Source organism: Bradyrhizobium sp. USDA 4504 (assembly GCF_054063995.1).
The window spans coordinates 111595-137875 of the sequence record NZ_JBSSGV010000001.1; the positions used below are offsets into that span (position 1 = coordinate 111595).

A 26281-nucleotide genomic window follows, 5' to 3' on the forward strand; every position below is an offset into this window, starting at 1 on the left:
ACGCCTTGCTCACGCATCCGACCCTCGATCAACTCCACGCGCTCGGCCTTCATGGCATGGCCAAGGCCTTTGCCGACATCGAAGCCGGCGGCGATGCCGCAAGCCTCGGCCATGCCGAATGGCTCGCGCTGCTGCTCGAACGCGAAGCCTCGCTGCTGCAATACGCCAAGCTGCGCCAGCAGGCTTGCGTCGAGGACATCGACTATCGCACCCCGCGCGGCCTCGACCGCAGCCTCCTGACGATGCTGGTCGAAGGCCAATGGATCGACGACCACGCCAACCTGCTGATCTGGGCAAGAGCTGGCTCGCCTCGGCGCTCGGCAACAAGGCCTGCCGCGACAATCGCTCCGTGCTCTATCAGCGTGTCCCGCGGCTGTTCACCGATCTCGCTTTGGCGCGCGGCGACGGCCGCCACCCGCGGCTCCTGCGGGCGCTCGGCCGCATCGATCTGCTCATCCTCGACGACTGGGGCCTCGAGCCGCTCGACGCCGCAGCCCGCCACGACCTCCTCGAGATCCTCGAGGACCGCTACGGCCGCCGCTCCACCACTGTCACCAGCCAGCTCCCCGTCGATCAATGGCACGCGCTGATCGGCGATCCCACCTACGCCGATGCCGTCCTCGACCGCCTGGTCCACAACGCTCACCGGATCGATCTCAACGGCGAGAGCCTGCGGCGAACCCGCAAACCCGATCGAAAGGCCTGAGCCAGTGGCGCTGTGGACATGCCGCTGCGCTTGGACAACGCAAAGAGCGTTGCCCACATGCCCACAGCAGACCAACAGCAGACGAAGAAGGGCCTCAAGCCGCGATTCAAGGCTGACCCCGCGGCTTCACCGATGCCAGAAACCAAACAGCCAGAACGCCTCGCGCCCCGGGCGACATCAAATCGAAATGGTGGGCGAGATCATCTCGGAATCCTGGGCGAGATCAAATCGGTACACCCGGGCGAGATCATCGGAATCCGTACTCCTGCTTTCAACAGACTTTCTCCAACAAGCGAGCGCCAATAGACGCCGAAATCGATCAAAGCCTCACGCTGCTCGTCGAGGCCAAGAAACCGTCTTCCCACGGGATACGCGCAAAGCGCTTTGGCAGCTACGGGAGTACGCGCCGTTTTGGCGGGGCGATCGCGGTCATTCCCCTTCTTGCCGCTAAATCCATATTCCCGGCTCGAAGGAATTTCTGCGACGGGAAAACGTCAGTTATTTTGGTGCTGTCCTAGCTAGGACACCCAGCGGAGGGGAATTAGGACACCCGTTAAGCATCCGGAAAAAATAGGCAATTCATTTACGTTTGATTCACGCAGTTAATTGACCTGCTCCGGCTTTGATTCGATGATCTCGAGACTGGGTAGGCCGTTTCATCAAGGTCAATTTACTAAGGCCCAGAGGGGCGCCTAATTATTTCACCGGCGGCTCGGCAAGCGCGGAATGAGGAACGGCCTCAGCATCACCTCCAAGGGTGCTGGGGCCGTTTCTTTTTTTGGCGCGAGCCGCCCGGACCGGAGAGTTAATGGTTCCCAGCCTGTTTCTGGGTTGCCACAAAACCTACGCCCGGTACCATGCAGATGCGGACCACTCGTGGAGTGGGTCCCACGAGCGCTGCATGATCCCGGCGCTTGACGCGATGACAGAGTTAACCTTGGCCTCGGTCCGTCGCTGGGGCCGTTTCTTTGGGCTGGCCTGTGGACATGTCGTATGGCGGGGAAATTGTCAGGCCCCGGCGAATGCGTCGCGGATCGCTACCTTTTACGGATGGAAGCCATCCGTCCTGATCTCGGGCGCGCCGATCACGCGCTCGCGAGGGTCCTGAACGAAAAGTCCGTATTCTCCATTGTCGTGCTTGCCGTGCATTAGCTGATGATCGCCTTGCAGACGGCCATGCCGATAAACGTGTACTGGTCGCGCTTGTGGCCGATCATGTGGCGCTCAGCGCTAGGAAACCATGTCGTAACACTGGCACCCGGCGACGACAGAGCCGCAACTGAGCCTACCTTACTCTTCGGTGGGCGGTTGCTGGTCGGCTCGCCGTCGCGCCTCTAACCAATCAGCGAGAACCTTGTACTCGCGCTCCATTTTTTGGAGTTCGTCTCTAGTCTCCTTGTGCCCCGCGATAGCGGCCTGTAGATGGCACTCGCGCTCCAGCGCGCGGTACTTACGATGGGGCATCGTCCTTCCCCGGTGTCAGAGACGACCCTTATGATTAGTGCTTTCCAAAGTTATTTCGTGCTTCCAAAGTCATGCATTCAACTAGGATACTTAATCACGTTCCGCTGTCCCCGGTTCGTTCTCCGCTTCGGATTGCTTGATCTAGGTCAAAGATCGGATAGGGGTAGAACATCCGATGGGGCCTAGGACAGCGGGCGAATACGCAGAGCACCAGCAATTGCTCGGCTTTCGGACAGTTTAGCTTAAATTGTCCTCGCACCCTCGACGACGCGCTGAGATAGAGCAACAGGATGTTCAATGCCTGATGAAAAGCGAGACCTGATGACAACGTGCAGATAGCTGTGCTGGCGTATGCTGACGCTGAACAGTGGCGGGTTCGTCCTGATTGAGAGATCCCGCGAGTTCGTGTTGGCGCCCTGGCGGCCAGTGCTGGAGCGCGCGGGGCAATTGGTCACCAGCCAGGTCGGCGGCGAGGGCATGTCTGGTCGATCGGCATCAAGCGCGGCATGAGGACGAAGACCTCGCTTTCGTTGGGGCGCTCCTCGCACCGAAAACCCTCGACGTCGCCAGTCTTGACCATAACGGTGCTGGGCTCCTCGACCGGCGCGATGAGGTATTGGTGCGACCAATGTCCTCGATGCTGGGCCTGTTCTTGAGGAGCGCTCCACCCGCCCGTCTTATTCGACACCATTGGACTGAAACGGTCGTCCAGCGCCTCGCGGTACTGCGCGGTTGACTAAGCCGCCGGAGTCCTTTCGCTGGAACGTCACGACGTCGCGGCTGAAGTCATAGCGAGCGAGGCGCGCCATGGTCTTGAGCACCGCGTCCGACACGGAGGCCGCGAGCAAAGCAAAGCCCTTCGAGCATCAACTAGCGCCATTTGGGTCCGCGAGCATGAGCTTCCTTCCGGGCCGGTTTCAGTTCATGGCGGCGCTTTTCGGCCAGGGCCGCAAGCAAGGTTTCAGATTGCAGCAGGTCATTGTCCGGCTCTGCAAACCTGCAAGCGCCTGCAAGATGATGAGATTGTGGGCGGCATAGCGCGCCGGGGCGGGACATGCACGGAGATGCGGGCGGCATGCAGGATGACCGCGGGCTCGGGGTCGCCGATCAAGAAATCAAGGACGCAGCGGCCGACCGCCGTGAGGGCGGGCAGCTTTTGGAGGCGGCCGGTCTCCTTTCCCCCTCGACGTGCAAGCCGCCTTTGGAGGCGTAGCTGGTCATGCACCGGCCGTCAGATCCGTGAGGAACGGCACGAGGGATTTATCGGCCTCCTTCAGCACGTCCAGAAGGGGCGGCGTTGAGTCGTCGACAGCCATCGAAACATCTTGAACTGGGCGATATCGACGTCGCCGGTCTGTCGCGAGCCGGCGGAGCGGCGAACACCAAGCATGGCGGCATAGGTTTGGTGGGCGATCGCGCCAATGAGCAATCCGCGAAGGCGAAAAACGCCGGTCTTGGCAAGCGCCGCGATGACATCGCCGATCCCACGTTGAGGCGGGGAAAGCTGAAAGATCAGAGCCGCGGCTGCCAGCAATGTTGAAATGTTGGCTTTGTTATTTCCCATACCAGCTCGTCGCGCTTCAGACGGATTGTCGCGAAAACGCCAGCTCATTTGTCCGGCACACAGGGGATGCGGGAGCGCAAATCTCGATACGTGCGGGTTTGATCGGCGGGTCAAATTGCCGAGCGCTGGGCGATGGTACGAAGCTTGCGTAAGAGCAGGTGATCGGCGGAGTGCATCCGCCTTGTGACGGGCTCGGGACACGGGCGCTACATGAAGGTTGCCAGCATGTCAGGTATCGCTGCCGCTTTTCTCTTGCCTTGGAGCAGCTCCCATCAGACGGTTTATGATCGGCTCAAGCACATGCTTCCGAAGCTCTCGCTTCGTGGACAGGCAGGCGTCGGCATCGCCGCCTTCATGCACAACAAAGGCGTTCGATATAAAACCGCGTCTCGGCCATCACACGAACTGCGTGCAATCGACAAGGACGAGCAGGATGTGGAGTTCATTCCCCATGTTGCAATCGCTCATGTTCGCGATCGTGTTTGCACACAGGGTGAGAGTGACGATCAACCCACTTCCTATCGCAGGACCACTTCCCGCCAACTGACAATTTCGTTGGACGGAGCGTTAGTAAATGCTCGAGAGATTAGAGCAGAAGTGATTGCCCAAGGTCACACCTTCGAGGATCGGACGGACGCCGAACTCTTGCTCAAGCTAGTTGAACACATTTGTGAAAGGGATTATTGGCGCCAAGGCCTGCGCGTCAACTATGAGAACGTGTTTCGTGAGATTGATGAGCGCATTGATGGTGCTATTAGTGCGCTTTTGCTGGACGCCGAAGGAAATCTGGTTGCGTTCCGCAATAGGTATGGTCTGCGTCCTTTGGAGTTCATGCAGACGGACGATGGGTGCTTGCTCTTTGCGTCGGAAAATTGCGCCTTTGCCGGACTTCAGGGCAAGTCTGACCAAATCGTGCCGGGCTACATTAAATATGTGAACGGAAAAAACGGAGAATGCCTAGATCGTTCTGTCGGCGATTCTCGACGCGCCGCCAAGCTTTGCGCCTACGAAGCGCTTTACCTCGGAAGTCCGGATACGTCGATCCAGGGGCGATCTCACCTCGAAACTCGTTACAGCATTGGCGTCTCGCTGGGGGACCTTGTTGCGCGTCAGCTTCCCGCAGAGCCGGGCGCCGCTCCAATCATCATCTCGTCCATGCCTGATACTGGAGGGCCCTACGCTGACGGCTTATTCGCATCTCTCGTAGCACGTGGGATTAGCGCCGAACGGCGTGAAGTCATCGAGACTCAAATCACTGAGCGAACTCTGATCGGCCCAAGTAGTGAGCGCAAGCGTCGTATCGCTCACAAATACCGTCTGGCTTCGGCTGACGTCGAAAAACGCACCATACTCATTGCCGATGAGGCCCTCATTCGTGGCGACACCAGTCGGACTGTAACGAATATACTTCTTGCTGCGGGCGTCGAAGCTGTCCATTGGGCAATCGGCTCACCGCCTATCGTGGCTCCGAATTACTACGGCGTGAATATTGAGACCATCGATGAACTGGCCTTCTGGCGGACATGGAAGAGGCTGTCCGCTCAACAGCGGAAGCAAAGTCTACTATTTAAAGATATCGAGCCGCACGTCCTCAAAACCATCGAAGCAAGAATCGCGGTCTCGATCAACGCGGCAACTGTGACCTACTTGCCCTTCCCGCGTCTCACATCGTTGCTGCCGCGGGAGAGCGAGGGAATGGATTTGTCGCCCTTTACATTCGAAATGCCAACTCCTGCGGGGCAAAGGCGCGCAAACAGAGACCTGCATAATCTTATGGCCGACCACTATAGCGCTGCCTGAGGCCCGAATCATGAAGCCAGCTCTCGTTTTTGATTGGAATGGCACGTTGCTTGACGATGCCCAGGTGCTACTGCAAACGACCAACACTATCTTGGAGCGCTTCGGACGCCCGACGATCGATCTGGACACCTTTCGGGATCACTGCGATGTTCCACTATCCATTCTTTTCCGAAATGTCGGGATGTCAGAAGCGGAAGTCGCAGCCGTAGATCGCGATGGCGGCGCAATCTTCCATGACACCTACGAGCCGCTAGCCGACAAAGCAGGGTTACGCGTAGGTGCGCGCACAATGCTGGAATTGGCGCGCCAAGAAGCGGCTTCGTCCATCATCGTGAGCAACCATATAGTCGCGCCCCTTGTTGCTCAATTGCGAAGGCTCGGAATCGATCGCTACTTCAATGACGTCCTGGCTTTTGAAAGCCGTCTCACCCAGTATAAAACGATGAGCAAAGGGGAGCGGCTTCGGCGGTACATGGAGGAGAATGATCTAAAGCCTGAGTCAACTTTCATCATCGGGGATATGCCAGTGGAAACCAACATTGCGCGAAGCCTCGGACTGATAAGCATATCCATCACCGGCGGATTTGTTTCCGAAGCGCGCTTGCGAGCAGCGAAGCCGGACCACATCATTCACAACTATCACGAGCTGTTACCAATCGTTCAAGCGCATGGCTTTTTCTAAATTGATAGATGGTACGTGCGAAGTCGCATTTAAGCCGGCGGTGGGAAGGAGTAGGCCTTGTCGAACTGGGGCCCATGGGAGGGTATTGGTATCAGCCTCTTGCGTCACCAGAATGAAGCTTACAAGGATCATTCTGCGACGGACCGTCCGAACATAATACCATCGCCGAGTTGTCGTGGCCCGTAAAAGCCTGTCCTCTTGCCCTTGCCGCCGGCAGATTAATTGAGGCAGATCGATGTGTTCAATGGCCGCCGTGGACGCTGCTGAGAACGCCTGATCCGCGAGCAACTTGCGTGCTTCACGGTCGGCCAACCGGCCAAGTGTTCTACTCGGCGCCACCGACGCGATCTCTGTGCTTGGCAACAGCCAACAGCTGCTCGTTGAACCGGAACAAATGACGCTTGGTTGAACCCCACATGGTTCTGGGACGCCGCGACGAAAATGGTTGGCCAGTATGCCGCAATTGTCCCGTTCTTCCTGCTGACGGACATCGTCAGCAATGAGTCCTCGAACTTCTTGGAGGACGAATTATCATGGGCCCGGATGGGGCAGCCCATGATGGAGTTTTTGATCGCGCCGATGCGCTTGGATGGGCTATGGCGCCCCGGACCGGTGTCGTCCGTCGCGAAAATCTTATTCAGCGTCGCTCATCAGCATCAAAGCAGCATCTCGCAGCCGCCCCTGGCTACGCTATGATAGCCGAACTGATTCGGCGGCCCAGCCTGGCCTTGACCCCAAGTCCGGCCGCCGTAGCGCCCCATCCGAAAGGGTGGGGCGCTCTCCTTTTGCATATGCCCTTGCTGGCCCCAGGGAGCATCAGATGGCGCACCACGCGCGCCGCAACAGTAGCCCGCCCCTGATGCCAGCAAGCTTAGGAGGTGGTCCGACCGTCTTAAAAACTGCGATGCCCGTGGCAGCCGGCAAATTTGGCAGATATGTGCGGATTTTCGGCGAGCTGGAATAATGCTCGTCAACTGGCCGACCTTTGCCATTCGGCGGCTGGCGAATTCGACAATTTCAGTTTGCCTTGATGCAAAAGCGCTGGACCGGACTGATTGCCAGCTCGCGCTCTGTTTTTAGCATTTCTTTTGCTCATTCAGTGGCCGCAATACTCATTGGCGTTGCCAAGTCGCCCAGCAGAGCAAACCCCGCCAATTCGATGTCGGTGAGGCAGATTTCTGTGGCAGCGCCCCGTGGTTTTACGGGGCGCGATTTGTGAACCATTTCACAAATGCAGGGCGCGATGACTGCTAGATCGTAACGCGCTGGGGGATTTCAGGGGCCCAGTGACGGGGCGCCGCCGGGACACCATATTTCGAGCCCGACGGCGTAGCTTTTTTATGGGCATTGAAAACGGCCTTGGAAGCGCAAGGATGGTCCTTAGACTGGCGACCAGACCTCTCAAATCCCTTGCGATCGTCGTTGCTCTTCCATTGGGGATCGGTTTAGCGGTTGAAGCCGCCGTGTTCGCGCTGTTCGACCGGGATGTTGGCGGCGCGTTCGGTTCAGGTCTGGCCAGGATTGTTGCTGGCATATTTGGTTTGGTCATCACCATCGTGATCATTCTCAGGCGAATTGCCGATGTTGAGGATTGACTGGAGAGCCCGGATCACGCGCGTGTCACAAAGCCTTGGCGGAAAAGTGCCAATCTCGCCGAGCTGGAATTTCAGGATCCAGACTGGAATGCGTGGCGGGTGCCGCCGAGCGAATATACTCCGCTCGGCGGCGTTCAGCATCAATCTCCAATTGGAGGGAAACGCATGTTCGACGCCGAAACGACCGCGCTGCTAAGGGCAGTGCTAGAGGAAGTTTGCGAGAATATTTCCGTCTTTGAAATCGGCGCCAGGACGCATGTTGCTTCCAAGATCCTCGAAGCCGCGGCTAACGGGCGAGTCTCAATAGATGAATTAAAAGCAGCGGGTCACAGCGCGCTGAACGCGCCTCCGGGGCGCTGAGTTTCGTCCCGGTCGGCCACGCTAGGCGAAGATGTTGAACTTCACGGTGAGGCGCTGTTCAAGATGCCGCTAGCTGGCACTCCCTTACAAGAACCGGCCCGCCACGCGCGTCTTCGCGATGGGCCGTTCCGGGCGGATGGCACGAAAACGAGGGGGAGCCAGCCGTTGCGCCACGGACCTTTCGTCTCGAACGGTATCTCGAACGTCGGATCGGAGATTTATTCCAACTGAACGGGCGACAAACGGAGGCGGTCGAAGACAAAAGCAACGCCGCCCGTTTGAAGCTCCTACAGGCGCGACCTTCCAGCCGAGAGCGTACTAACAAGATTCCGGATATTGATCCGTCTGGTCGTTGCAAGAAAAGATTCAGCCTTGGCAGACAGTATACGCTTGGAACGAAATGGAGCAGCGGGTATCGATTCAAAGCTCCCGGTCTCGAGCCCCCAAGCCCGCCGGGAGTAGCTGCCCTCGGTGCCATGAACCTCCGGCGCCGGGGGTCGTTGGTTGAGGAATCCTACATGGCGTCAGCCGTCTCTGCCGGTATCCATCATCGGCACCACTTAGTCGCGACGTGCCGACAGGTAGGGGCTTTAGGCCGGGCGAAGTCAGCCTTTCGTTTATGTGTGCTGCAGTTTCAGCCTGTCGCGCTGGGCGAATAAGATTGTCGCGCTCCACACCTGGTGTGATGCCACGAGCTTCTGTCCGCAGGCGCTCGGCCGTTTCTCCGAGCCGCTGGTCGAGGAGATAAAACTTGCTTGGTGCGGTTTGTCTGGGCGTCCGCGGCGCAGGTAAAAACGAAGAAAATCAAGACGAAGGATCGAAGCATTATTTCCTCCCTCAAAAGCGCTGATCAAAATTCATTTTGTCCATCGCGAAATGCGATGTGCAGCCAACCGCGTCTCCGGAGCCAGCGCAATGATCGGCTTGCCGACGCGTGAAAAAGTCCATTGCCCGCTAGGCCTTCTGGGATTACGACACGGTCCTGGAGGCAGGACGCCGCAGAATTTACATCACCATAGCTTTCACCTTTTCCTTCCAACCCACCGAATGAAAGAAGCGCGTCTTTTGAAGAGACGCCTCGAGGATTGCTTTTCAGATGAGCGAGAGGCGGCTTCCAATCGCTTCCAATACGTAAATCGCATTGTCACGATGCATGCTCGCCAGCACAACTAACCCTTGGCGCCCAATCATATGCGATGTAAGCGCCAAAGCCATTCACTGCGACGTATATGGTGGTGGTCCAAATGAAACGAGTGTGTCTAGGGTACTTTAGATTTCAGAAGATCAATCCGCGTCGATCTGAGCGACGCTCGGGGACGAGGTAGGTCGGATTCTTGGAGCTATTTACCAACCTTTCGGACATGTCGCAGTCGCCGATCGGTCGGCAGGTATGAAGAACCTCAACCTTGTCGTCTTGGCAATTTGGGCAGGGGTCATTCATTGGGGGTATGGAGACTGCCGCTGAGCGTTGGACGAGACTGGCCGGGTCGCGCTTAGCGCGCTCTCTGAGTTGCGTGATAGCGCGCTCGCGGTCGCTCTCATCATCCGAAATTAGGAGCGGGTACACTGTAGTATACATATCGAGCGGGACAATCACCTCGCCGAGATCGGGCAGGTCCACGATCGCAGGGGCCGTTAGTCCAGCCAGGGGCGGGACTCCGATCATGCGACCGTGAAATCTTACGAACCGTTCGGGAGCTCGACGCACCGGATTGGCGTAGGTTGGGTTGCGTGACACGGAGATTAGGTGATGCACTGTCGACCTAGTGTAGATCGCCGGGACGTATCTCGGGTGAGCGTATTGCTGCCTGCCTGGGTACATAAAGCCGAGCCGCCGGCGGCGCCCGATAGCCAGGTGCGGAGCGCATGACAGGAGTGGCACGAAACGTTGCGGCGGATCTTGCGCCACCACCATAAGAATGACCGCCGCCGCCGGCTCTCGCTAAACATGGCGATGAGGCTACCAACGCCACGGACAGCGCCGCAGCAAGAACCAAGAACTTTTTCATATTGATCGCCCTAAAAACAACTTTGCTCAAAGAGCGACAGTCTTCAGCAACCTGCGGGCGAGTTCAAGAAGTTATTTGGTCTTCACCGCAAGCCCGATCTCGACCAGTCGGCGGATAGCCTCAGGTCGGCCAGGCAGATCCCCCTGATGGCGCCGCCAATCATCAACATCTCGCGGGGCATATGAATCATTCGCGGTAACGGGCTCGTTTTGTACGGGAAGGCGCCCCCGCCTCGATTTCTGTCATTTATTCTTGATGGCACGTCACAAAGAGACAAGCCGAGCAAGTGCTGGAACACCCGCTCGGCTCTAGCCCAAGCCAAGGAGTGAGCATGGCCCAAGCAATCTAATACAAAGCCGGCTTCTTCGCTCTTCGGCGATCCAGTGCTCCGCGCTGCCTTCAAGGCGCTGAGGACGATGGGCAGACCGGTGAGCTGGTTGGAAACCGACCGGCCGGCCCGGCTGGATGGTGGCGCCGCCGAGTCCTTCCGCGTGCTCGAGAGGGCGTAACGGAGGGCGCGATGATGCTAAGCGCCGCTCGATGGCGGCCGCTTTTTGTACGTTACGAAAATTCGAATTCAAGTTTTGCCTTGGTCTTAGGCTTGGCGTCTGAAACCACGATACGCACGTTCTCTCCCAGCGCGTTGAGTAGATTAAATAGACGCTCATAGGAGAAGCCGTCGAAGTTCCCACGCATAAGTCGAGAGACGTCGGGCTGCGCAATCCCGATCGTCTTCGCGGCTTGTGATTGTGTGAGCCCTTTTGATCGAATGATCGCGGCGATGCCGAGGACAAGGTCGGCCTTAGCAAGATGCATCTCTGCATCCGGCACGCCAATATCGGCGAAAACATTACCGCCGCCTTTTGTGCTTCTTGCTTTGCTCATTTTCCTTCTCCGCGTGTAACTCAATTGCCGCGTTCAACCGGGTGCGTATCAAGTCCTTGTCGTTCTGGGATGTCGTTTTCCCTTTAGTGGATTTCTTCTGAAAGGCGTGGAGTACGTATATGGCGCCTTTCAGCTGAACCGTGTAGACAGCCCGGAACGTATCTCCGTCAAAACTAGACTTGATTTGAAGGACGCTAGCTCCGCCAAAACCTTTCAGCGGCTTTACATTCTCTCCTTTTCCGCCCTTCTGGGCGGCACGGAGCGCAAAACCGATCTCCTTCTTGCACGGAAGGGGAAAAGCGGAAAGATCCTCAAGCGATGAGCCGACGAACTCGAGAGGCACATCCTCCTTGCGCTCAGACGACTTTATAGCAGATTTACTATTGGCCATGTCAACGAAAATATTGTGGTCTGGTTCCAGGAAATTGGACGGCGAATCTGGTTGTTTTGCGGGTCAGATACAATCTCAACGGGGGCGCGGCCGCAAGTGGGACTACACCTTCGCCTTCAGCCCGATCTCGACCGGCCGGCGGATGGCCTCGGCCCGGCCCGGCAGATGGGCTTGGTTGCGGCGCCAGTCGTCGAGCCTGCCCCAGCCCGCAGGGTGCCAAAGCAGCCGGCGATAGGGGGGAACTCGTCTGTGTGATTGCGGGGCCGGCAATCCTTGCTGCCGCATGGAACCGCGCATGTACGGTGGAACCTTCGCGGGCATTCCCGATCGATTGGAATTTTGAGCCCGGAAGAATTCAGGAGAGTTATTATCCGATCTGTATTGGCTGCCGGATTGGTTGAATTCTTCTTATCAACGACGTTGGCCGGAAGCGCCTGTGCCCAGACCGCAAAGGCGAAGCCGAAAGAAAGTCAGGCGACCGGGCAAATGATATGCTCATCATCTGGAGGATGTAGGCCGGTCAAACCGGGCTGTCGCCTTGAGGCGGTCCGAACCGGGAATACCGGCATTACGTCTAACGTGGAAGTTTGCAAATAAACAAGGCGCGCAGCTCTGTCCGTCGCTGGGGCCCCTTTCTTTTTGGACAGGAACGGCCGACGCGCATTCCGGTTACCGGGAGGTACAAGTGCTGCCCCTGCCGAAAGCACTTGGACGATCCACTTGGAATGTCGGCCTAAGCGTCTCCCGGGCGCTGGGCGTTTCTTTTAGGAACGAAGCGCAAGCACTCGCATTGGTCGCCCTGTTCGCGGTGCCGCACCGCTACCGGCACTGCGACGCCCAGCTACATACTGGCTCCAGCATGTGCCTCGCTGGGGCCGTCTCTTTCTTTCGGTGCGTCTATTTCACGGGCTCCATCATGGGTTTGCCCTTATCGACGATATGCACCGTCAACATCTTCAGGGTCTTGTCGCCGGCGAGCTTGAATCCACCGTGGGGAACGTCGCGAATGTTGATCGTCGCTGCTCCCGTAGGAAATGGCACCTCTTTTCCATCAGGTAGTGCCAACGTTGCACCCTCCAGAACATAAACGGCTTCCTCGCCATGGTGCGTGTGGCGAATGAGATTGTTTCCAGGCTGTACGTCGACGACGCTGACTACAATCTCCATATTTGTGCCGGTCAAATCGGCACGCTTTAACTCGGTGCGGTTGGTTTGAGCATTGGCTGCGCAGGTAAGGGCGAAAAAAATCAAAGCGAGATATCGAAGCATCATAATCTCCTTTAAAAATAGATAAATGAATTCGGCAGGTTGTTTGCCATCGCATATGGATGGGAATAGGTATTCAACCGCAACTCCGGGGCGAGTGCAACAATGGGGTTAGACACGCGGGAGGCCCGCGCCAACGCAAGTAAGGCCGGCAATCAGCAACGCGCCCGCGCACGTCTCCAAGACGATCGAGCGATGCTGACTTGCGTACAGGGCGAGCACAAATCCCATGATCGTGCTCACGATACCGAATTCCACGATCATTGATTCAAATCACTGAACTTTTGAAAATGGCTTTGACGAATTGAAAACGAATATCTCTGACACTACACGATGCCACGTCGACGCGGTCCTCGCGGCTCTGCTTAACGTTAAGGCCTCAGCCCGTGGTTTACGGATGCGCCGCCGGGGACGCGCCGTTAGTTCATCATCCGGTTTCGGCCCCTTGCATTTTGGGTAGGGCGCGCCAGCGCCGCCGCATCGGCAAGTGCGATTACCGGTCCAAAACGGCGGTCGTGTGCCGCAGAGCGGGCTCTATCGCCTGTGTTCAGGATGTTTGTCGACGCACCTCTTCGCTGCGGAAATCGCTTCCAGCGTGCTCTGATAGGTCATCGTCCTAACGGTTTGGCCGCCCCCGAGAGGCGTGATCTCGACCAGGAAACCGCCGCCAGGCTGTTCGATGACCACTAATCGGTGCGCCGAATATTCGAGTTCGTCTGCCACGTCCGCGGTTCCGACCCTGTTTCCAGACAAAACAGCTGCAAGGTCCTGGCGTTCCAATAGAGGAATGGCGACTTGACCAGAGTCACCGCTTCCCTAGCCACGAGGTCGACTTTGGGGGGGGCAGAGCGCAGATCTTGTTCGTTCGTTGCGATTAGGTGGCTTCCCTTGAACCGATAGCCATTGGGAGCGCGGCTTGCCGCGCATGTATCGGTCGATCTCGTGGAGAGCGTCCGTTTCGGACGCTCACGACGTCGAGCGCAACCGCCTGATGCGTCATAAGGCCGTATGCCCGCCTCTTCCGGTGAGGTGGCTCGCCCTACACTGCGCGTCCGAGTGTTACTGGGACGTACCGAGCCGATCCTCATCACAGGAGGACGAGCCGTGGCAGATGATAGGGAAGCATTTGTCGGAACGACGTCGGGAAGCTGAAAAACGCCATCGCGAACGCGGAGGCAGGCGAGAAGGAGAGGTTCGTTCTTCGGCGAGGTCGACGCGTGGGCAACCGGCATGCGCTGGGTCGTTGAACGGATCGCCAGCCGGTTTGGTGGTGCGCCTGCTGTTAAGCGGCCGGTCCGACTGGCTATGGCCTTTATCGCCTGATCCGGTCGCTCGGCCATGAATGCACCGTGGTTGCGCCATCGCTGATCCCGAGGAAGCCGGGCGATCGCGTGAAGACAAACCGCCGCGGACGCTGTTTCTCGCCCGGCTGCTGCGCGCCGGCAAGTTAACGGCGGTGTGTCTCCCGATGAAAGCCACGAAGCGATGCGAGATCTCGTCCGCGCCCGGCCGATGGCGGTTGAGGAGCTGCGGGTCCACCACCAACAGGTGTGCGCCCTCTGCCCAAGCACGGCCGCACCTACACGAAAGCGCAAGTGACCGCGCATGGCTTCCGGTCGACGGCGTCGATGCTGCTGAACGAAAGCCGTCGCTCAGGATGGGCAGCCGCACCGTTGGGATAGCAACGCTATCGAGCGCCAGCAAGCGCACCAAGGGGAAGATGAGGTTCGCGGTGCTTAGAATGGCGCTGATATTGGGAAGAACGCGTCCCGATGATGCAATGGTACGCGGATTGTTCGGAAGACCCGCGCAGGTCCGGGACCGTTCTGTCAATCGCGAGGACTCGCTGATCCCGATCGTCGTCGCCTAATGGAGAAGCGCCCAAAATGGCGAAAGGGCGGGGCATCAGCTCTGGTCCGCGGGACGGTCGGCCCGGCCATGTCGGTCCCCGCGCTCGACACCGCAATCGCGGTCGCCGAGACACTCAGGCTCGACGTCGAACCGGCCCCCCGATCCCAGGAGTGAGGCGCGCATCAGCGGATCCACCGGAAGATCGGAATTGGCCGCGCCAAAGTTTGCCGTTGTATTCGACAGGCCGCCCATGATCTCGACGCAGACATAGCGGTCCCGCAACTGCGGCTTCGGACCGCATCGGAAAGAGCTAGTCTGCCGCTACAAACTTGTCGAGCGCATCGCAAGCCAATCGCGATCGGGCCGGTCTTCGCGGAGCCTGGGCAGTATGATCTGGATGCCGTCCATCGCGGTGGCGGCCTTGCCTACGTCGGGGGCCTACACATCCGTCCAGCAGTCTCTTCGAAACGTGGACCACGCCGCCGGCGTCAATGCCGATCAGATTGGCGTCGTAGGCGGCATGATGGACATTGCTCAGAGGCTGTCCGTTGGCGCATTGGCGCTCTACGACGCGGGACAACTCAGCGACGCTCACGAGCTTCTCTCGACGTTTCGGACAAGGACCGTTGCAAAACAGCGCTGATCGCCGTCGTCAGGGCGCACTTCCGCGATTCCGCCTGGACACCCCGGCTGAGCCGAGGGCGACGATGAGCCTACGTGGCTGGCCACCGCGACAGGCGCGTTTCGAAGGATTCCGCGAACCTCGAACCGCCCCGAGATCGCCCGAGATTCACGGTCGAATCGGACCGCCGGGTGGTACACAGCAGTGATCATAAACCGAGACCGGCCTTTTCGGGGATCCTTGTTTTTCAGCGATTTTTGCGCATTCAGACCGATGGGGACCGGAGTCCCTCCCTCTCCGCCACGCGTCCGAAGAGCTCGGGAAACCCCGGCAAAACGAGGCTATGTTCGCAGGCTTGGGTGAAACCTTGTGTAGCACCCTTGTGGAGTACCCAGCATACATCGCGCTTGCGTCCGTCACCCAGCCGAATCCTTGCTTTACTTTTCGGTCTTCGAATCCTTGGCCCCTTGGGCACGCCTCGGAAGGCCCGCCGGTTCCGAATCCTTTAGGCCAAAACCGATCTGCGATTGGGGTGGCTACCAGAACTCAAGCTGCGCCGAGTTCATTTCTGTTCCTCCGCTCAAACTTTGCGCGCACTCAGGTCTGATCCAAGGTTCGATTCACTTGGGGAGCGCTAACGATTCGCTTGAGCTTTTCGCGCAGTCCTTCTCGGATATTTCTCCGACGCGAAAAAGCGTTGTCACAACGCCCTTCGGGTTGCTGGGGCGGTGCATTTGCAAGCGCTCACCGCTTCATTCATTGGGTGTAGCGACCCACCGCCGCCAACATCTCCGAAATGGCCTGCCTAATTGCGCCAAAGCTCGGCAGTCGCTCGCCGGTCGCTTCATCCATGTAGAGCCGTCGATTGACCTCGTTCATCACGGCTTGGACCCTCGGCTCGCGCCGATAGTGCTTTGCAGGAACCAGGACGCCGGCAAAGGGACGATCGATGAGCACGGAAAATCCGGCAACTGATGCTGCGACAACCAAGTCATCGCGAAGCCGTGCGGACGTATGCCAACCACCTCATGGCAATGTCGTCATTCGAGCCGAGCAGATAGCCTGTTCGCCGTCGATACCGCGCTCGGCCTCGATCTGACGTCGGTACTCTTCCGGTCTGGCGGCGGCGGTCGCTATCGCACTCGGCGCTTGGCTGTCGAAATAGGAGCTGCGCTGAGAGAATTGCCAAGATCTGACAGCCCTAAACTTAGCTCTAAGTACAGCAGTCCAGCGCCCGTTGATCGTCTAGTGTGCTGAATGCGAAGTTCGTGTGATTTCGCGCGGCAGCCACTTTCACGAACTTCGCATTCATAAAGCATCAGAAGTTTGCTAGTGTCCTTATCGAATCCGAAGTTCGCTCCGAAGGTGCGGCAAATGATGCGAACTTCGGATTCGGGACACTAGTTGACAATCCGATTTCAGACATTCAACCTAACGTCGGCATTTGAAGTCTATACACTTGCGGTTGGGTTTTTGGGAGCTTTAAATAGTCTGTCCATTGAGCGCGTGGTACGCGGAGATATCGCAATCTAGCAGATAGCGCTACTTACAGAGCCGAGCACGCTGCAATTTCGCCATAGGGGCGGCAGGTGCCAGAGAGCAAAGAGTCTTGCTATTCGCGCGCGGCAAACGCCTGCGTGATTTCGTTGTTGGAAACAACCGCTGAGAGCCAGGGGTCCGATGTCAGTCATCATCTGCCGACCGAAGAGTCTTCAGCTCGACATGCTCGCGAACGCGGAGCGGAAGGCGCTGACAATCAATCCAGCCAACGAGACCGAGCGGCACACGATAGAACGCACGCCTGTCGGGCGTCGAGGTGGCCCGCGGCGCATCGCCGTGGTGATCGGGCGCAAGTGGCCCGCCGAAGGAGTGCAATTGAGCGTCTCTTTCATGGACAGTCCGAAGAATGACTTGCGAAAGCGCATTCTGCTGCACATGAACGCCTGGGGAGAGAAAGCTAACGTGAAGTTTGCCGAGACCTCCGGCGTCGGGCAGGTCCGCATTGCGAGGCTCGACTCTCCCGAGGACCAGGCAGGCTACTGGTCGTACGTCGGCACCGAGATCCTGGAAATCGACAAGGATAAGCCGACCATGAACCTCGAAGGCTTTACGATGCGAACGTCGGAAGCCGAATTCAGGCGCGTCGTTCGCCATGAGGCCGGGCATACGCTGGGCTTCGACCACGAGCACATGCGCAGCGACATCGTCAAGCTCATCGATCGCGGCAAGGCTATCAGTTTCTTCGACGAGGACCAGGGATGGACTCCCGAAGAAGTGGAACAGCAGGTTCTGACACCGCTGGCGAAAAAATCGATCATGGGCACCAAGGAAGCCGATCCGATCTCGATCATGTGCTATCAGTTGCCCGCCGCCATCATGAAGAACGGCAAGCCCATCAAGGGCGGCAAGGACATCAATCCGAGAGACCATGCTTTCGCGGCGTCGCTCTACCCGAAGAAGAGCAGGACCGCCACACCGCCGCCATTCGACTTCGAGAGCATCTCGCAGCCACCGCCGGAATCGGCGGAGTCAGGGGCCCGGGAGCAGCCCGACGCCACAGCACCGCCGGGGCCTGGAACCGGAGCCCCGTCCGCCGCACCGCACAGCTGTCTGCAGAACGTATTCGAACTCGTGGTCATGGACGAGTTTCGGCCGAACCATGATGCGCCACGCAGGGGTGAGACACCGGAATTCGCCCAGGTGCTCGCGAGCTATGGCGGCGCCCGCGTCACATCGGTGATGCGGCTGCGCGCCGGCGAGGGCGGCGAGAAGACCCAGTTCGGGAAGATCATCGGCACACACGAGCGCATCAAGAAATACACCAACCGGGAAGAAGGCTCGCTTCCCGGGGACGACGACATGATTGCCTTCGGCACACAGCTGTTCGATACGCTGTTTCAGGGTGACGTCCGCCGCCTGTACGACGAAGCGCGCACGCGGCAGGGCCGCAAACTCGATTTCATCTTCACCTCCATGATTCCCTGGATCGCCGAGAAGCCCTGGGAGTTCGCCTACGACCCGGGGCGGAAATGCTTCCTTGCGACCGAAGAAATGCGCTTCACGCGCAATGTCCTGACGAGCATTCCCGCCGACCAGATCAACCCTGCTTCCGGACCGCTGCGAATCCTGGTCGTGTCGGCTCAGCCCGTCGGATACGAGTGTTTGTCCATCGCGCAGGAAGAGGCGGTGATCCGGGGCGGCTTCGAACCACTCATCGCGGCCGGGCTCGTGACTGTTACGCCGCTGGCGCGGGCAACGCCCACAAAACTGCACGGCTATCTCGCGAACGGTGAATTTGACATCGTCCATTTCATCGGTCACGGGATGTACGATGAGGACCGTCGCGAGGGCCGTCTCGTCTTCGTGAACGAGCAGGGACAGGAACACAGCCTCGGCGAACGCTCGGTGCGCGAGATTTTCTGCAGCCGAAACCTTAGCCTAGTCTTTCTCAACGCCTGCGAAACCGGCGCTGCGGGGCGCGCCGAGTTCAACAAGGGTGTCGCGCAGTCGCTAGTCGCGCGCGGGCTGCCGGCAGTGGTCGCAAACCAGTACAGCGTCCTGGACTCGTCCGCCACCTCGTTTGCTCAGCACTTCTATTGGTCGCTCGCACAGGGCAAGTCTCTCGGCGAGTCTGCGCGTGAAGCGCGCATCGCGGTCAACTATTCATTGCACGGCGAACCGATCGACTGGGCCGTTCCCGTGGTCTACGCGCGAGATTCGGGTTTGGTGCTGTGCAGGCCGCCTGCAAAGCGTAGCTTCGTGCCAGAAACCCGCGTGCGGCCCGACGCACGGCGCGCGACCGCTGCACACAGCGCCCGCGTCGCCGTATGGGACATGGATAATGTTTTTCCGGCATTGGATCGCACGCTCGCGCAGATGAATGCTGCCCAGAAGGAATTTGGCTTCGAGCTCGTCCGGCTGTCGGTTCCGCTCGGTGTCTGGGATTTGCAGGAAGAAGCAGCGAGCGAGACCCTCGACGGCATCTCCAAGAAGGAGCCCCTCCCGGTTCAGCACGGCGAGGATCTTGCCGTACCCGTCGCGCAAGAAGGCAAGAAGATGTTTCTATCGGCGGAACGCCTTGCAAATCGATTGCGTGGGATGCCGGTCGAGCTGGAGGTCGACGTCCTCGCCTGTATCACGCGTCATTGGATGCGGAGTGAACGTTGGAGGAATATCTACGGTTGGTGGCCGGGCAAAGGTGACGCGCCGATCCTGATCCGGTCAGTGGCCGGCTTCAACCAGCTCGCGCCAGAAGGACGTGAAACCGATCGTGCCATAGCCAACGGGATGGTTGCGAGCCTCGCCGGATTTTACGGCAATCTGGAAAGCCACGAGGGGGGAAGCGAAGACTGCCCGCTGTTCTTCAACCGCCAGCGCAAATTCGAACAAATCGCCTCGCGGCAGCGGTTCGACGCGGATTGCCGGAGAAAACTGAAGGGTCTCGGCGCGAAGCTCGACGCGCTCGACGCACTGCTCAATGTCTTTCCATGAAGGGAGATAAGTGATGGCGAAGAAGACACGCGGGCGAAAACAGTCAGCGCGCGTTCCTGCCGGCGTAAGCGCCGCAATAAAGAGCGGAAAGGAGATGGCGGATGATGTCATCGCGTTCCGAACCGAACAGACTCGCAAGCGGGCAACGGCAGTCAGACGGATGGCGCGCGCGCCCAAACCGCAGCGAGCGCCTGCCCGGCCACAGATTCCCTCCCGGACGCGAGCCTTGCTCGGAACTCCGGCGAGCGCGGGCGTGCTGGTCGCCGAAGGCGATTCCTGGTTTGACTATCCCTTTTACGACGTCCTGCAGATGCTCGAGGACGACTATCTTTACGATGTGGAATCCGTTGCTCACAAGGGCGATACCGTCGAAGACATGGCGCACTCGGGCGGCCAGTTCGAGGAGTTTGCGCGCCGGCTGGAGAAGTTGTTGCGCGCAAACAAGGTCCCGCGGGCGATTCTGCTGTCCGGCGGCGGCAATGACATTGCCGGAGACGAATTCGCGATCCTGCTGAATCACGAGGCATCGTCCCTTCCGGCCGTTAATGACGACATTGTTCGCGGGTTGATCGATGTACGCCTGCGAACGGCCTATGCACGGATTATCAGCGCTCTGACCAGGATCGCGCAGAGCTATGTCGGCCGGCCGATTCCCATCGTGACTCATGGCTACGACTACGCGCTTCCCGACGGCCGAGGCTATCTGGGTGGATTCTGGCTGCTGCCCGGCCCTTGGCTGGAGCCCGGGTTTCGGAAAAAGGGCCACGTTGACTTCAGCAAGAACTCCGCCGTGGTCGTCAAGCTCATCGATCAGTTCAACGCGATGTTGAAGGACGTAAGTGCTACTCCTGGCTTTGAACATGTCCACTATCTGAACCTTCGCCACACACTTAGGCACGACGGGACCTACAAGAAGGATTGGGGAAACGAGCTGCATCCGACAGAAGAGGGCTTTAGGCTGGTCAGCAAGAAGTTTGCTGACCTGGTTGCGAAACTCTAACTGCCACGAGTTGTCAACCTAGGAGAGCCAATTCGGTTGAGGTCACCCTTTCACATGTCCCCTAGACTAGGCGGTACGTTCTCTAAGAACTCCCTTTTTTGAGCAAATCAATTTCAAGGCTTCCCCTGGGAGGCGGTCTTGGCGCGCACATGGCCGTAGACGACGTCAAAGGGGCATCCGGGAGCGCGGTCGGTCCGGTTCGGTGGACGGCTGCTCGCCGGAGCTCAACAGGCACATCGCGAGCCAGGCGCCCTGAACGTTAGAAGTCCCACGGATCATGACCTGGGAGCGGCCTGACACCTCCCAACCCGCCGGGCCCGGTGTTTCCCCCGAAGTCCCACGGATCACGACCGCGGCGCGGCTTGGCGCCCCTTGTCGCCGGCGTGATCGAGGCCGGTGAGGGGATACGTCTCGAGAGGGGTTCGGGTTTGCGCAGCTTGTTCACGGATTTCTTGACCCGTTCCAACGCGGCGGTGTCCATCGTCAAGGTCAACTTAGCTCTTTCTGCGGATCGCACGAATGGCCGTACGAGACCCAGATCGTGGAGGGTTCTGATACATCGCACGAAGTCCTCCACCGATACCGTCTTGCGAGGGACACCGGATGCGGACCGGACGGTCGCGCCGTTCGCCCGCTTGGTCTCCGACGATTGTCTGCCTTTGCGAGCCGGCGATTTCTTGCGTTTGGAAGCGGCAACGCGCCGAGGTGTTTTGGGGGCCATGGGATTTCTCTTTTTTAGGGCTGGACCTGCAGCCTGAACTCCTTGCTCTTCTGCTGATCGATCGCGATGACGGCAAGAACCTCGGACGGGGTGCCGCCACCCGTCACGCGTTGCCCGGCGTACAGGAAGCCGGTTCGCTGTCGCCCCACGGCACGCTGGTTGGCGATCACGGTGCCGCCGGCGCTTCCACGGCCTGCCGCGAACAGGAAGCCGCGCAGCGAGTCGACGCCGGCCACGTCCACGGCAAGGCCAATCGTGACCTGATGCTTGTCGCTGCGCCCCACGTTGAGATCGAGCGAGGCGTTGGCGACGCGCAAGAGCGTGCCGACCGGCGCGAAGACGACCTTCGGGGTGCCCTGCAGGGTGACCGTCGTCGTGAAGATCAAGTCATCGGTCATGGTCGGTGCCGCGCCGGCTTTGCCGTCCTTGCCGGCTAGGTTTCCGAACAGCAGCAGCCTGCTGAAATCCTTGACGGTGCGGTCCACGCCGACACGGCCTGTAGCGGGATAGATGTAGTTCGGTCCGATGATCTGCCCGTCGCAGTAGCGGATGCCGCGCGGCGCCGCCGCGTTCAGATTGGCGAGAAGATAGCCGAAGGTGTCGGTCACCGTGAATGTGCGCTCGTTCGATCGCCTGCGGTTGGCGCTGCCAGTGATGCCAGCCGTAAAGTTCGGGTTTATATCACGCAGCAGGTTCACGGTAGCGCCGATATTGTTGTCCTCGTAAATGTTGAAGTCGAACGTGTAGGCGACGCCCGCTTTCAGAAGGAGGTCGATGGCCTCACGCTCATGCACATATTTGGGCCCCGGGAACAGGCTGGAGTTGAACCCATCCATCAATTCCGGCTGTTGCTCGTAGAGCGCTACCAGACGGTCGGCGACTGGGTCGCGAACCCCTTCAGGGAGTCTTGCGAACAAGCCGCTCCCAATGAAGGCCAGGAAATCCATCAATGTCGATTTGACCGCCTCGCGCGTCTCGCACCGGATCTGTCGCACGATATGGGGCGTGTCGACGCCGGTGACCTGTTCCGGCAGCGGGTGAATGGCGCAGCCGCCTAGACTGGCGGAAACAACGACGGTGCTGAGTACGCGACGGATCTGGCTCATGGCAGCCTCCTGCCAGATAATGAATTTTTTGATCAATGATGCTTCCAGCTTGCAATCATAGATTTAAGGCAGCCGGCAAAACGAAAGTCTGTAGTATTATCGCAACAGTTGTAGTTTTTATTTACGCAGCTTGTGCCGGTTCGGCATTTCGGCAGAGCTAAGTGCGATCAATCCTGGGAGTGAGCCCCGCATAGGCGTCGGAGACACGATGGTACGAGAGGATTCGTCGGCATAGCCGGCGGGTGCAGATAGCAACCCGGCTCGATAGGATATGAAGCTGTCCGCCGGAGTCGGTGCATCGGACAGCATTGATGGGTGGCGGCACCGCAAGTCGTTAAGTGCCACGATAGGCGTCCACGCTCGCTTTTTCGTCCATGCCACGAATAGCTCCGCCGCCTTGGGGAGGTTGGCCGCGAAGCCTCTGGTTTCGAATGCAGCCTTGGTCGGTAAAAAGCGTCGATCCGGATGCTTGCTGTACTCCGCTCGCAGCGCGTTGGGGACGCCGGGCGACGATTGCGGGATTAAGGCATTGAGAAGTCGCTATTTATGAAACAGCAGTTGCTGTGATAGGATGCTGGCGGTCGGTCATTTGGCTGACACGCGGCATTCGTTAGCGCTCCGGCATGCCGCGATGCGCCGGTGCCACTTCCAAGAGGCGAAAGGATGTGGACGAACCACGGCCAGCGCGCTCGGGCCGAGGCATTCCGATAAAGTGGTGGTCGGGCCTCGGCGAGGAAGTTGCACTGCTTTAGACGTCTGAGGCTTCTCAGCGAGGCGCAAATCTCCCAGGACCAACCCTTTGCCGTGGAAATTCTTTGGACCACCGATATATTCTATCCACCACCGCGACTACGACTCGAATAGCGTTTTCGCACCATGCTAGCATAGCGGCCTGCCCATCCCAGCGAGTCAGCATTGTACGCCAAGAAACTTTCCATCTACAATTTCAAGTGTTTCGGCAAGGCCGTCCTGGATCTTCAGTATCCCGGCCGTAAGCAGAATCCGCGGCCGACTCCGCCGCTCGAAATGCCGAACGTAAACCTGATTGTGGGCGACAACGGCGGTGGGAAGTCGTCGGTCCTTCGCGCCGTGGCAATTGCGGCGCTGGCACCGACGCTGCTGGAGTCCGGATTCGTGCCTTACCGGCTTGTCCAACGTCCGGATGCTAAGGACTCGTTGCTGAAACTGGTTTGTCAGCTCGATCCATTTGACTTGATCGACCGCCGAAAGACTCCGGAAATAGAACTGCTGGCGCGCATCGATCGACGCGATCGCGGAAGCCTGGACCGGTTGCATCTGGAGCGAACTCCAAGCTCGCCGATGGAGCAGCTGATTTACGATGATTACTCGCACGCATTCTTTGTAGTCGGGTATGGCGCGACCCGGCGAGTTGAAGCCGGAGATTACAGTCAAAGCAGTGCACGCAAGCAGAGGGGACTTCGTTACGAGCGCGTCGCGGGCTTGTTCGAAGACATCGTTCCACTCCGACCGATTGGAGTATGGTTTGCCAAGCTCGATGCTGCGCGGCGCCGGGAGGCCATCACAAAGCTTGCCAGGGTGCTGCCGCCGCAGTTGAAATTTAAGGGCCGTTACGATTCGAACGAGGATCAATTTCTTTTCGAATTTGAAGGTCGGGTTACGCCATTCGCCGCGCTTTCCGACGGCTACAAGGCGTTCCTCGGTTGGGTCGGCGACCTGATCGGCCATCTTTGCGACGTCGCGCCGCCGCATCTCTCGATCGAGGCGATTCCGGGCATCGTGCTGATCGACGAAATCGATCTGCATCTGCATCCCGCCTGGCAGCGGTCCATCGTGTCGATGTTGTCCGCGGCCTTTCCGCGTCTTCAATTCATCATGACGTCGCATAGTCCACTTGTGGCGAACACGCTGCGAAAGGAGAATATCTTCGTTACCGATGTAGATGGTGAAGGCTGGGCTACGGTCAAGCAAATCGGCGAAAACGTTCATGGACGCGGTGCCGACCAATTGCTTCTGTCTTCCTATTTCGGCCTGACGTCCACGCTTCCACCGGCGCTGGATTCCAAGGGCAAGACATTGTTTGCCCGAGCCGCCGACGGCGATAGTACCGCGGCTCTTGCCTTCCTGGAGCAGATTTCGGCTCCCCTGCACGGTGTTGAAGAAGTCGTGCCGGCTGTGGAGGCGCTCAGCAGGAATACGGCTGGATCCGACGCCGCCGCAGGATCGTCTCGCAAGCGAGCTGGCAAGCTTCCAGCCCCCAAGGCGAAGAAGGCCACCAAGAAGACGTCAGGGATCGGGAAAGCCAAAGCCAAGAAGGCCAAGGTTAAAAGCGCCAAAGCCAAAAAGTCAGGAAAGACCAAAAAACCGAAGAGATAACCTCACGCTTTGCTCCTGGAATGCTGTTTGCTGTCTTGGGTGGGTATAAAGTGATTGCATATGATATCCAGATTGTTGCCCTGAATGCCGCGGTCGACGTAGTCGATCCAAATTGGCGGAAGAATGCCGCGACCCGTACCAAGAAATTGCTGAAGGCTAAGAAGTTCGACGACCAATCGTCGATCTGGAGTGCGGTGAAACCCGTCTTCATTGAGCTGCAGCACAGAAAATGCGTCTTCTGTGAACGCCAATTGGAGGGCCTTGAGTACGGCCGGATTGAGTTTGACATCGAGCACTTTCGGCCAAAGTCTTCAGTGAAATCATGGCCACCGAAAGGCTGGAATAGGCAGTACAGCATCCCGATGGGGGCCGAGTCTCGGTCGGGCTACTATTGGCTCGCCTATGATTTGTTGAACTATGCGGCGTCCTGCAAGGTTTGCAATTCGCCGCTCAAGGCGAATTACTTCCCGATCGCCGGCAAGCGCATCAAGGCGCGGACTACCGCCGCCAAGTTGAAGCGGGAGTTGCCCTACCTATGTTATCCATTGGGCAGCCAGGATGACGATCCTGAAACACTGGTGACCTTCATCGCAACAACTGCAGTGCCTGCCGCGGCCGCCGGCCACAACCGATTGCGCGGCGAAGTCATCATCGATTTCTTCCAGCTCAACGATCGTTTGCAACTGCACAGGGAGCGGGCGCGAATGATCTCGCTCATGGGAAATGCCTTGAAGTCGATTGCTGCCGCAGACGCTGACGCCCCATCAAGTCGTCAGATTGAAAAGAGTCTGCTCCATGCGAGCATTCCGCATGCTGCGTGTCTGCGCGCATATCATCGGCTTTGGAGCGGCGACAATGCGCTCGCCAGGAAGGTGCATGCGGCCTGCCAGCAATATGCAGTTGGAATGGAGGACGCTAAGCCGCCTGCCTTTTGAGGTTCGTGACGTCGTCGGGTCACACCATATTCACGGACGCGAACTTGGACGCGCCGAGTCGTCGGGCGCGTCCCTCAGCCGTACCGCAGTGCGTAGCGTGGCGCGGCTGTCGTTTTGCGGCGTCGCGAATGTGATCGATACTGACAATGTGGACAGATCTGCGGGTACCCGATTGAACCTTCGGATCAAGGTCGTCGCTGAATGACCGGTCCGCGAGAAGGCGAGCGCACCAATGTTACCCGGTTTGCGTGAGAGCGCTTCGGTCCGCATCGCGGCCGCACTCTGGCTGGGCACCAACTTACAATTGGTGCGACTGCAGGCCTTCGTATCGCTGCTAGCGCTGCAAGACCTCAAGTCGAATGAAGCTCTTCTAAAAAAACAGCCTTGGTTGGCGACACGGCCCGTGATCTTGGCACCCTACGCCAAAGCAGCACTACGGATGGCCCTTGCCTGTCGGCCCCCTCGGCGGACTTCATTT

The 26281-nt window shown here is 58.7% G+C and carries 19 protein-coding genes and 3 pseudogenes; 14 read left to right on the forward strand and 8 right to left on the reverse strand.

Annotated features, from left to right (window positions below; genetic code table 11):
- The first annotated feature begins 5 nt into the window (after positions 1-5).
- The 3 genes and pseudogenes from ACVMB1_RS00510 (at position 6) to ACVMB1_RS00520 (ending at position 3208) form a co-directional block, all read left to right on the forward strand.
- Positions 6-706 (forward strand): annotated as a pseudogene (locus ACVMB1_RS00510) (ATP-binding protein).
- Between the two features lie 1815 nt (positions 707-2521).
- Entirely contained in the window at positions 2522-2680 is a 159-nt protein-coding gene (locus ACVMB1_RS00515) for a hypothetical protein (RefSeq protein ID WP_456847871.1), read from the forward strand.
- A 297-nt stretch (positions 2681-2977) separates the two neighbouring features.
- Positions 2978-3208: a hypothetical protein gene (locus ACVMB1_RS00520; protein ID WP_456847873.1), complete on the forward strand. Its 231-nt coding sequence runs from the start codon at positions 2978-2980 to the stop codon at positions 3206-3208.
- 235 nt (positions 3209-3443) lie between these two features.
- On the opposite strand, the gene ACVMB1_RS00525 is transcribed toward ACVMB1_RS00520, so the two are convergent.
- On the reverse strand, positions 3444-3782 hold the full coding sequence (locus tag ACVMB1_RS00525) for a GSU2403 family nucleotidyltransferase fold protein (protein WP_456847875.1): 339 nt from the start codon (positions 3780-3782) through the stop codon (positions 3444-3446).
- Positions 3783-3944: 162 nt separating this feature from the next.
- On the opposite strand from ACVMB1_RS00525, the gene ACVMB1_RS00530 reads away from it, so the two are divergent.
- The 5 genes from ACVMB1_RS00530 to ACVMB1_RS00550 all read left to right on the forward strand — a co-directional run bounded on the left by ACVMB1_RS00530 (position 3945) and on the right by ACVMB1_RS00550 (position 8171).
- A complete protein-coding gene (locus tag ACVMB1_RS00530) occupies positions 3945-5534 on the forward strand; it encodes a hypothetical protein (protein WP_456847877.1) in 1590 nt (529 codons plus the stop codon).
- Positions 5535-5544: 10 nt separating this feature from the next.
- The gene (locus tag ACVMB1_RS00535; protein ID WP_456847879.1) at positions 5545-6216 is read left to right on the forward strand and encodes an HAD family hydrolase; all 672 of its coding nucleotides are present in this window, start codon (positions 5545-5547) and stop codon (positions 6214-6216) included.
- Positions 6217-6621: 405 nt separating this feature from the next.
- Positions 6622-6912 (forward strand): hypothetical protein, encoded by a 291-nt coding sequence (locus tag ACVMB1_RS00540; RefSeq protein ID WP_156436447.1) that lies wholly within the window; start codon positions 6622-6624, stop codon positions 6910-6912.
- A gap of 677 nt (positions 6913-7589) precedes the next feature.
- Positions 7590-7811 carry a hypothetical protein gene (locus tag ACVMB1_RS00545; protein ID WP_199805325.1) on the forward strand — a complete coding sequence of 74 codons (222 nt, stop codon included), beginning with the start codon at positions 7590-7592 and terminating at the stop codon, positions 7809-7811.
- A 165-nt stretch (positions 7812-7976) separates the two neighbouring features.
- Entirely contained in the window at positions 7977-8171 is a 195-nt protein-coding gene (locus ACVMB1_RS00550) for a hypothetical protein (RefSeq protein ID WP_057019378.1), read from the forward strand.
- Between the two features lie 2570 nt (positions 8172-10741).
- Here ACVMB1_RS00550 and ACVMB1_RS00555 read toward each other — a convergent pair.
- The 4 genes from ACVMB1_RS00555 to ACVMB1_RS00570 all read right to left on the reverse strand — a co-directional run bounded on the left by ACVMB1_RS00555 (position 10742) and on the right by ACVMB1_RS00570 (position 12725).
- Positions 10742-11065: a helix-turn-helix domain-containing protein gene (locus ACVMB1_RS00555; RefSeq protein ID WP_057019376.1), complete on the reverse strand. Its 324-nt coding sequence runs from the start codon at positions 11063-11065 to the stop codon at positions 10742-10744.
- Entirely contained in the window at positions 11031-11456 is a 426-nt protein-coding gene (locus tag ACVMB1_RS00560) for a type II toxin-antitoxin system RelE/ParE family toxin (protein ID WP_456847882.1), read from the reverse strand. Before ACVMB1_RS00560 ends, ACVMB1_RS00555 begins: the two co-directional genes overlap by 35 nt.
- Positions 11457-11558: 102 nt before the next feature.
- Entirely contained in the window at positions 11559-11753 is a 195-nt protein-coding gene (locus tag ACVMB1_RS00565; protein ID WP_456847884.1) for a hypothetical protein, read from the reverse strand.
- Positions 11754-12353: 600 nt separating this feature from the next.
- Positions 12354-12725 (reverse strand): cupin domain-containing protein, encoded by a 372-nt coding sequence (locus ACVMB1_RS00570; protein WP_456847886.1) that lies wholly within the window; start codon positions 12723-12725, stop codon positions 12354-12356.
- A 1101-nt stretch (positions 12726-13826) separates the two neighbouring features.
- Between ACVMB1_RS00570 and ACVMB1_RS00575 the strand changes: the two are divergent.
- A pseudogene (locus ACVMB1_RS00575) lies at positions 13827-14273 on the forward strand (IS110 family transposase); the annotation flags it as partial.
- Between the two features lie 354 nt (positions 14274-14627).
- On the opposite strand, the gene ACVMB1_RS00580 reads toward ACVMB1_RS00575, so the two are convergent.
- Positions 14628-14855 (reverse strand): hypothetical protein, encoded by a 228-nt coding sequence (locus ACVMB1_RS00580; RefSeq protein ID WP_456847888.1) that lies wholly within the window; start codon positions 14853-14855, stop codon positions 14628-14630.
- Positions 14856-14961: 106 nt separating this feature from the next.
- Between ACVMB1_RS00580 and ACVMB1_RS00585 the strand changes: the two genes are divergently transcribed.
- Entirely contained in the window at positions 14962-15216 is a 255-nt protein-coding gene (locus ACVMB1_RS00585) for a hypothetical protein (RefSeq protein ID WP_456847890.1), read from the forward strand.
- 735 nt (positions 15217-15951) lie between these two features.
- Here ACVMB1_RS00585 and ACVMB1_RS00590 read toward each other — a convergent pair.
- Positions 15952-16194 (reverse strand): annotated as a pseudogene (locus ACVMB1_RS00590) (N-formylglutamate amidohydrolase); the annotation flags it as partial.
- Between the two features lie 681 nt (positions 16195-16875).
- Here ACVMB1_RS00590 and ACVMB1_RS00595 point away from each other — a divergent pair.
- Entirely contained in the window at positions 16876-19686 is a 2811-nt protein-coding gene (locus tag ACVMB1_RS00595; RefSeq protein WP_456847892.1) for a CHAT domain-containing protein, read from the forward strand.
- A 13-nt stretch (positions 19687-19699) separates the two neighbouring features.
- Complete coding sequence (locus tag ACVMB1_RS00600) at positions 19700-20686, forward strand: GDSL-type esterase/lipase family protein (RefSeq protein WP_456847894.1); 987 nt, start codon at positions 19700-19702, stop codon at positions 20684-20686.
- Between the two features lie 735 nt (positions 20687-21421).
- Here the strand turns inward: ACVMB1_RS00600 and ACVMB1_RS00605 are convergent.
- Positions 21422-22549 carry a hypothetical protein gene (locus tag ACVMB1_RS00605; protein ID WP_456847896.1) on the reverse strand — a complete coding sequence of 376 codons (1128 nt, stop codon included), beginning with the start codon at positions 22547-22549 and terminating at the stop codon, positions 21422-21424.
- Positions 22550-23428: 879 nt separating this feature from the next.
- Between ACVMB1_RS00605 and ACVMB1_RS00610 the strand changes: the two genes are divergently transcribed.
- Both ACVMB1_RS00610 and ACVMB1_RS00615 read left to right on the forward strand, forming a co-directional pair.
- Positions 23429-24868, forward strand: coding sequence for an AAA family ATPase (locus tag ACVMB1_RS00610; RefSeq protein WP_456847898.1), 1440 nt, complete (start codon positions 23429-23431; stop codon positions 24866-24868).
- Positions 24869-24888: 20 nt separating this feature from the next.
- Positions 24889-25803, forward strand: coding sequence for a hypothetical protein (locus ACVMB1_RS00615; protein WP_456847900.1), 915 nt, complete (start codon positions 24889-24891; stop codon positions 25801-25803).
- Positions 25804-26281: the final 478 nt, after the last annotated feature.

Excerpts from the sequence above, each read along its gene's own strand:
- ACVMB1_RS00515 (WP_456847871.1), top strand. The coding sequence starts at position 2,522 with ATGCTGACGCTGAACAGTGGCGGGTTCGTCCTGATTGAGAGATCCCGC.
- ACVMB1_RS00530 (WP_456847877.1), top strand. The coding sequence starts at position 3,945 with ATGAAGGTTGCCAGCATGTCAGGTATCGCTGCCGCTTTTCTCTTGCCT.
- ACVMB1_RS00615 (WP_456847900.1), top strand. The coding sequence starts at position 24,889 with ATGCTGTTTGCTGTCTTGGGTGGGTATAAAGTGATTGCATATGATATC.
- ACVMB1_RS00525 (WP_456847875.1), bottom strand. The coding sequence starts at position 3,782 with ATGAGCTGGCGTTTTCGCGACAATCCGTCTGAAGCGCGACGAGCTGGT.
- ACVMB1_RS00545 (WP_199805325.1), top strand. The coding sequence starts at position 7,590 with ATGGTCCTTAGACTGGCGACCAGACCTCTCAAATCCCTTGCGATCGTC.
- ACVMB1_RS00595 (WP_456847892.1), top strand. The coding sequence starts at position 16,876 with ATGTCAGTCATCATCTGCCGACCGAAGAGTCTTCAGCTCGACATGCTC.
- ACVMB1_RS00555 (WP_057019376.1), bottom strand. The coding sequence starts at position 11,065 with ATGAGCAAAGCAAGAAGCACAAAAGGCGGCGGTAATGTTTTCGCCGAT.
- ACVMB1_RS00570 (WP_456847886.1), bottom strand. The coding sequence starts at position 12,725 with ATGCTTCGATATCTCGCTTTGATTTTTTTCGCCCTTACCTGCGCAGCC.
- ACVMB1_RS00550 (WP_057019378.1), top strand. The coding sequence starts at position 7,977 with ATGTTCGACGCCGAAACGACCGCGCTGCTAAGGGCAGTGCTAGAGGAA.
- ACVMB1_RS00535 (WP_456847879.1), top strand. The coding sequence starts at position 5,545 with ATGAAGCCAGCTCTCGTTTTTGATTGGAATGGCACGTTGCTTGACGAT.
- ACVMB1_RS00585 (WP_456847890.1), top strand. The coding sequence starts at position 14,962 with ATGATCTGGATGCCGTCCATCGCGGTGGCGGCCTTGCCTACGTCGGGG.
- ACVMB1_RS00560 (WP_456847882.1), bottom strand. The coding sequence starts at position 11,456 with ATGGCCAATAGTAAATCTGCTATAAAGTCGTCTGAGCGCAAGGAGGAT.
- ACVMB1_RS00600 (WP_456847894.1), top strand. The coding sequence starts at position 19,700 with ATGGCGAAGAAGACACGCGGGCGAAAACAGTCAGCGCGCGTTCCTGCC.
- ACVMB1_RS00520 (WP_456847873.1), top strand. The coding sequence starts at position 2,978 with ATGGTCTTGAGCACCGCGTCCGACACGGAGGCCGCGAGCAAAGCAAAG.
- ACVMB1_RS00565 (WP_456847884.1), bottom strand. The coding sequence starts at position 11,753 with ATGCGCGGTTCCATGCGGCAGCAAGGATTGCCGGCCCCGCAATCACAC.